6 protein-coding genes are annotated in these 4,124 nt (G+C 66.2%); 1 reads left to right on the top strand and 5 read right to left on the bottom strand.

The window, feature by feature from the left end:
* From AC3IFE_RS19070 to AC3IFE_RS19060, 3 genes are all read right to left on the bottom strand, one after another.
* On the bottom strand, positions 1 to 310 hold a 310-nt coding region (locus AC3IFE_RS19070), incomplete at its 3' end, for a TRAP transporter large permease subunit (protein WP_489191571.1).
* A 4-nt stretch (positions 311 to 314) separates the two neighbouring features.
* Positions 315 to 890, bottom strand: a complete 576-nt coding sequence (locus AC3IFE_RS19065; protein ID WP_489191570.1) for a TRAP transporter small permease — start codon at positions 888 to 890, stop codon at positions 315 to 317.
* Complete coding sequence (locus tag AC3IFE_RS19060; protein ID WP_089471550.1) at positions 887 to 1,873, bottom strand: TRAP transporter substrate-binding protein; 987 nt, start codon at positions 1,871 to 1,873, stop codon at positions 887 to 889. The genes AC3IFE_RS19065 and AC3IFE_RS19060 overlap by 4 nt, the downstream gene beginning before the upstream one ends.
* A gap of 463 nt (positions 1,874 to 2,336) precedes the next feature.
* Between AC3IFE_RS19060 and AC3IFE_RS19055 the strand changes: the two genes are divergently transcribed.
* Complete coding sequence (locus AC3IFE_RS19055) at positions 2,337 to 2,531, top strand: hypothetical protein (RefSeq protein ID WP_089471551.1); 195 nt, start codon at positions 2,337 to 2,339, stop codon at positions 2,529 to 2,531.
* Between the two features lie 34 nt (positions 2,532 to 2,565).
* Here AC3IFE_RS19055 and AC3IFE_RS19050 read toward each other — a convergent pair whose 3' ends face one another.
* The gene (locus tag AC3IFE_RS19050) at positions 2,566 to 3,651 is read right to left on the bottom strand and encodes a helix-turn-helix transcriptional regulator (protein ID WP_256979828.1); all 1,086 of its coding nucleotides are present in this window, start codon (positions 3,649 to 3,651) and stop codon (positions 2,566 to 2,568) included.
* 290 nt (positions 3,652 to 3,941) lie between these two features.
* Positions 3,942 to 4,124 (bottom strand): hypothetical protein (locus AC3IFE_RS19045; RefSeq protein WP_489191572.1); only part of this gene is annotated, 183 nt, incomplete at its 5' end.

Here is a 4,124-nt window from a genome sequence, read left to right as displayed (position 1 = left end):
CGAACAGCGTGCACGCGACGACGTTCGCCATCCCGAGGCCGCCGCGGAAGTGGCCGACGGTCGCCTGCGCGAAGCGCAGGATCCGGTCCGCGATGCCGCCATGCAGCATCAGCTCGCCGGAGAAGATGAAGAACGGCACGGCGAGGAACGAGAACGCGTTCATCCCCGAGATCATCGCCTGCATCGCGGTGGCGATCGGCAGGCCTTCGACCATGTAGGTCAGCACGCACGCAATGCCGAGCGCGAACGACACGGGCACGCCGAGCACGAGGAATATCAGAAAACTGACGGACAGAATCGCGAGTTCCATGGCGTTATTGTCCCGACGAAGAACGACGAAGCGCGAGCAGGTGCTCGAGCGAGAAGAAGATGATCGCGATCGCCGCGGGCATCGCGATCAGGTAGCGCACGCCTTCGGGCAGCCCGATGATCGGGATGCGGTCGCCCATCGTCTCGGCGGCCATGCCGCCGCAGCCGACCATGATCATGATCGCGAACGCGATCAGGCTCAGGTGCTGGATCGCGATGACCACCGTGCGCGCCTTCGGCGACAGCCGGCGCACCAGCGAATCGAGGCCGATATGGCCGCCGTCGCGCACCTTCATCGCCGCGCCGAACATCGCGATCACGATCACGAGCAGCAGCGCGATCGGCTCGACGAAATCCGGCGCGTTCTCGAACACGTAGCGCATCACGACCGCGTAGAACACCAGCACCGTGAGCACCGCGAGGCACGCCGATGCGACCACCGCGAGCACGCGGAACAGCACGTCGTTCACGCAGCGCAGCAGCGGCGCGGCGTGCGGCCGCGCCCGCGCCGCGCCGTCCGCGGCGCCGCCACCGGTCGAACCCGCGGCCGACGCGCCGTGCAGGGAAGTGCGACGCGTCACTTGGTGGCCTCGATCTCGTCGACGATCTGCTTCATCTGCGGCGTCTTTTCATACTTGGTCCACAGCGGCTGCATCGCCTTCACGAACGCCGCGCGGTCGATCTGCGCGGCCGGCACGATCTTCGCGCCGCCCTTCGTCACCAGCTGCTGCGCGGACGCCTCGCGCGCGGTCCACAGCTTCTGGTAGTACGGCACCGAGTCGGCCGCCGCCTTTTTGATCGCCGCCTGCTCCTGCGGCGACAGCGTGTCCCAGATCTTCTTCGAGAACACCAGCACTTCCGGCGTCATCGCGTGCTGCGTTTCCGAGTAATCGGGCGCCACTTCGTAGTGCTTGGTTTCCTCGTACGACGGCAGGTTGTTTTCCGCCGCATCGACGAGGCCCGTCTTCAGGCCCGTGTACACCTCGGCGAACGGCATCGGCGTGGGCGTGCCGCCCATCGCGCGGATCTCGTCGACCATCAGGTCCGACGGTTGCACGCGCACCTTCAGCCCCTTCATGTCGGCCGGCGAACGCACCGGGCGCTTAGCGTAGATCGAGCGCGCGCCGCTCTCGTAGAACGTCAGCGCGATCATCCCCTTCGCGGTGAACGCATCGAGGATCTTCTGGCCGGCCGGGCCGTACATCGCCTTGCGGAAATGGTCGACGTCGCGAAACAGGAACGGGAACGACGGGATCAGCGATTCCGGCACGATCTCGTTGAACGACGCGCCGTTCACGCGCGCCATGTCGATCGCGCCGATCCGCACCTGGTCGACCGTGTCCTTCTCGGAGCCGAGCGCGCTGTTGCCGAACACCTTGATCGAATCCTTGCCGCCCGTCTGCTTCGACAGTTCGTCGCCCATGAACTTCACGGCCATGTTGGTCGGGAAGGTGTCGCCGTGCACGTCCGCCGAACGGAACACGCGCGCCTGCGCGGACAGCGTGAAGCCGGCCATCAAGGCGACGGCCAGGGCAATACGGGAGCCGGTGAATCGGTGCTTCATGGTGAGTCTCCAGGATGGTCGATCGTTGTTGTCCGGCGATCCGGCGGCCCGTGCGGGCTTCAGCCAGGCGCTTCCCCGAACCGCGGAGTCATACGTCGTATGACGTGTTGAGCGAATGTACGTCGGTTAATCGTTTAACTCACTTGGTGCATACCCCTATAACCGCTGTCATCAGGGGCTCACGGCGGAATCGGGGCGCCGGATTCTATGTTTTCGGACTTTTTCGCGAAACGTTTTCCGGAAGCGAATCGGCATGCCGATTGGAACATTGACGCCGGAGTTTTGGCCCACCCCGTCGGCCTTCTTTCGCTTCGTTGGGCCCATGTCATATGATGACTGACTACAATATTGCCACGCCGCCGCGATATCCCATGCGCTCGATCATCCGGGGTCGTCGGGCGCGCCGCCTGCCAGGCACGCGCGATGCGCGCCGTTCCGGCGTGACACACGAAAGGAGCCCGTCATGTCGATCACGAAGCGATCAGCGCCGCCCGACCCGGCTACCCCGCCGAACGGCGGCGACGAAGGCCCCGCGGATGCGCCGGGCATCGGCGAGGATACGTGCCGCGTCTGCCGCGGCACCGGCATGGTGGAGGGGCAGGCGTGCACCGTCTGCGGCGGGACCGGCAAGATACTGCAGGGAATCGGCGGCGGGTAGGTAAAAACGCAGGCGCCCCGCGCGCATCGATCGTTCAGGTCTGCATGACCAGCGACGTCAGTTGCGCGGCGCGCGCCACGTCGGTCTTCGTGTAGATCGATTTGATCTGCGCGCGGACCGTGCCGATCGACACGCCGCGCAGCGTTGCGCATTCCTGCGGCGAGCGCCCGTCGCAGCACAGCAATACGGCGAGATCGGCCTCCGCCGACGACAACCCGTAGAACACCCGCAAGCGCTGCGCGCGCGCCGACGGCGAACGCAGGTCGGCGGCCGTCATCAGCGCCGCGACGCCAGGCCGTTCGCGCGCGAGGCGCGATTGTTCGGGCACGGGGATCAACGCAAGCGGCAGCGGCTCGCCGGTCGCACGACGCAGCAGCAGCCCGCCGCGTGCGAATGCATGCCGCCATTGCGCGTCGTCGATGCAGCCTTCCGGCGCAAAACGGCCGCTCAGGATTCGCAGCGCCGGTTCGGCGGTAATCAGTTGATCGGCCGCGCGGTTCGTATAACGCAGTTCGCGTTGCGGGCCGAGCAGGAATATCGGCACCGGCACCGCGTCGAGCGCCGATTCCGCCGCGGCCACGCGCGCTTCGAGCTCGGCGATGCGTGCGTGGATGCGCAGCGCGCGGCTGATGTGGGCGCCCATGATTTCGATCGCGCGACGCTGCTCGTCGGAAAGCCCTTGCGACTCGGGGCCGCTCTGTACGCTGAGGAAAGCGCCCGCGCCCTCGCCGCGATGGATGTACAGGCCCGAAATGCTGCCGATCCCGAACGGCTCCAGGAATTCCCGATAGAACACGCCATGTGTGCGCTGCCGCACCGACAGATGCTTGACGTCCTCGAACCAGCGCCCTGCCTGCCAGTCGGCGGCAACCGGCACGACCGGGTCGTACAGGTAGAACTCGGTGTTGTAGCGGCGGTGGCACGCGGCGACCCATGACGGATCGTCGCCGGCCGCCTGCTCGATCGCCGGCAGCCGCGCCGCATCGTCGAACGACAGCAGCGTCGCCATGCGGACGCCGACCGACACGCGCAGCCCGTCCAGCACCGCCTCCCATCGCTGGTCGCCCAGCGCCGCGGCGTAGACGTCATCGATCCATGCCGATGGAACCAACCCGTTCATCTGCATCTGGCCACCCCGTGCCGTGCGTTTTTATCGAACGCCGTTCGGGCATCTTACTCAATCGACCTCATTGTTCAAATTGACGATGCGGATGTGATCGAAATACCACGGGGGTGACTGCTTCTCGTCAAACGAAATGGTTATTTTTCAACAGGACGAAGCAATCCGTGGTGACGCAGGCGGCGGCCTGCGCGGCGCGGGATGGCGGGATGACGGGACGACGCGCGGTCAAAACGACGCAACCGGCGACGCGACCGGAACGCGTTTCGCCGCCCGCTCCGACGGGGCACTTACTTCATCGTCGTGAACCGCGCTTCCAGCTCGTCGAGCTTCGCGAGCACCGCTTCGCTCAGCTTTCTGACGTGACGCGGCACGTCGGGCGTCGACAGCAGTTCCTCGATACGCCCGCGCCAGTATCTCGGATGCCTGACGCGCCCCGCCCCCGACATCGACACATCGACGACGGCCGTCTC

Source organism: Burkholderia sp. APQ4-4ca (genome assembly GCF_057837105.1).
The sequence above is the reverse complement of the archived record's forward strand: the minus strand, read 5'-3'. Positions and strand labels throughout refer to the sequence as shown.